This is a genomic window from Gilvimarinus gilvus (assembly GCF_030518155.1).
Taxonomy (GTDB): domain Bacteria; phylum Pseudomonadota; class Gammaproteobacteria; order Pseudomonadales; family Cellvibrionaceae; genus Gilvimarinus; species Gilvimarinus gilvus.
The window spans coordinates 1-989 of the sequence record NZ_JAULRU010000057.1; the positions used below are offsets into that span (position 1 = coordinate 1).

Annotated in this window: 1 protein-coding gene; it reads left to right on the forward strand. The window is 47.5% G+C overall.

Features of this window, described 5'->3' with window-relative positions; genetic code table 11:
* Positions 1-16: 16 nt before the first annotated feature.
* Positions 17-989, forward strand: a 973-nt coding sequence (locus tag QWI17_RS00265) for a transposase (RefSeq protein ID WP_302720501.1), incomplete at its 3' end; no start/stop codon positions are given.

The window sequence follows — 989 nt, forward strand, 5'->3', positions numbered from 1 at the left end:
CGTTTAAGGAAGAACGATGACTCGCCCAAGGAAAGAGCTGATATCTGTTGCCGATACCCCTTACTATCACTGTGTTTCCCGCTGCGTACGCCGGGCGTTTTTATGTGGTAAAGGTAAAGATTATAATTTTGAACACCGCAGGGACTGGATTGTTCAACGCCTGAAAACCTTGGCGGATATTTTCACCATTGATATCGCCGCCTACGCCGTTATGTCCAATCATTATCATCTGGTGTTAAGAGTTAACCAATGCCGGGCCGATGACTTAACAGACGATGAAGTGATTGAGCGGTGGAGAAAGCTCTTTAAAGGCCCGTTGGTGGTTCAACGCCATCTCGCCAAGCAAGTCCTTGCTCCTGAAGAGCTGATACTACTGAGTGATATTGTTAAACAATGGCGCCATCGTTTGGCGGACATCAGTTGGTTTATGCGCTGTTTAAATGAGCCTATTGCTCGCATGGCCAATAGAGAAGACAAATGCACCGGGCGATTCTTTGAGGGTCGCTTTAAAAGCCAGGCGTTACTGGACGAAAGGGCCTTATTGAGTTGTATGGCCTACGTGGACTTAAACCCAATCAGGGCGTCCATGGCCAAAACACCGGAAACATCCGATTACACCAGCATTCAGGAGCGATTAGGGATTAAACCGGCCAACACCCCAAAACCGAATGAGTCCCACCAAGATACATCAAAATCAGCTCTCAGCTTAGCGGAATTGATGCCCTTTGCCGGGCGTGAGTCACACAACACCAGCGCGGATCATATACCTTTTCATTTAAGCGCTTATTTGGAATTAGTGGATTGGACAGGCCGGGCCATTCGCAATGACAAACGCGGTGTGATAAACAACTCACTGCCCTCAATTTTAGAGAGACTCAACATTCCCTCAACCGACTGGCTGGAAAGCTGCTGCCATATTGAAAGCCAATTCAGTCAAGCGATTGGCTCTGTAACCAAAATCACGGAGCTTTGTGAATCTCTAAACCAAA